Origin of the sequence: Proteus sp. fly-1067, assembly GCF_040139345.1 — a bacterium.
Lineage (GTDB): Bacteria > Pseudomonadota > Gammaproteobacteria > Enterobacterales > Enterobacteriaceae > Proteus > Proteus vulgaris_B.
Window position 1 is genome coordinate 1 of sequence record NZ_JBEEUL010000133.1, and the last position, 646, is coordinate 646.

1 protein-coding gene and 1 pseudogene are annotated in these 646 nt (G+C 40.7%); one reads left to right on the forward strand and one right to left on the reverse strand.

Annotated elements, in window-relative coordinates:
• Positions 1-250 (forward strand): annotated as a pseudogene (locus ABN217_RS19580) (sugar kinase); the annotation flags it as partial.
• A 47-nt stretch (positions 251-297) separates the two neighbouring features.
• Here ABN217_RS19580 and ABN217_RS19585 read toward each other — a convergent pair.
• Positions 298-646 (reverse strand): nitrilase-related carbon-nitrogen hydrolase (locus tag ABN217_RS19585; RefSeq protein WP_349459901.1); only part of this gene is annotated, 349 nt, incomplete at its 5' end.

Below are 646 nucleotides of genomic sequence, written 5' to 3' on the forward strand. Positions count from 1 at the left end.
AACAAAAGGATTTGCGTGGGGAGATAGACTATTACAATTTACCGTTCGTGAACCATTTCCGAGTAACACAACTGGCGTTAAATTAGTTTTTGGGACTATTGATGAACAATTGCCGTTACAACTTGAATCTTTAATGCCTGAAAATGGTGTGATTTTTTCTGATGGTATTGAAGATGATTTTATTCGCTTTAATGCGGGATGTATTGCATCAATAGGAATTGCAAAAACACAAGGACAGCTTATTGGCTAACTTACTTATCAGCTAAATAGCTCCCTAATTTTATAGGGAGCTTAGAATTAGCTAATTTTTTTACGGCGGCCAAAGAATAGCGCTAAAAGCCCAAATAGCACAACGGTTCCCCACATTGGCCAATGACTCCAACGTGCATAGGGGGTTAAACCAGTCGTCGGAGTGATAGAGGCTGATAAAGTTGCCGCAGTGAATTGAGGTAATTCAGCTTGAACGGTTCCATCAGCACGAATAATAGCAGTAACGCCATTATTGGTAGCGCGGAGTAGCGGACGTCCGAGCTCTAGCGCCCTCATCCTAGCCATTTGGAAATGCTGCCATGGACCAATAGATTTACCAAACCATGCATCATTAGAAATGGTTAATAAATAATCACTATCAGGTTTGAAATTATCG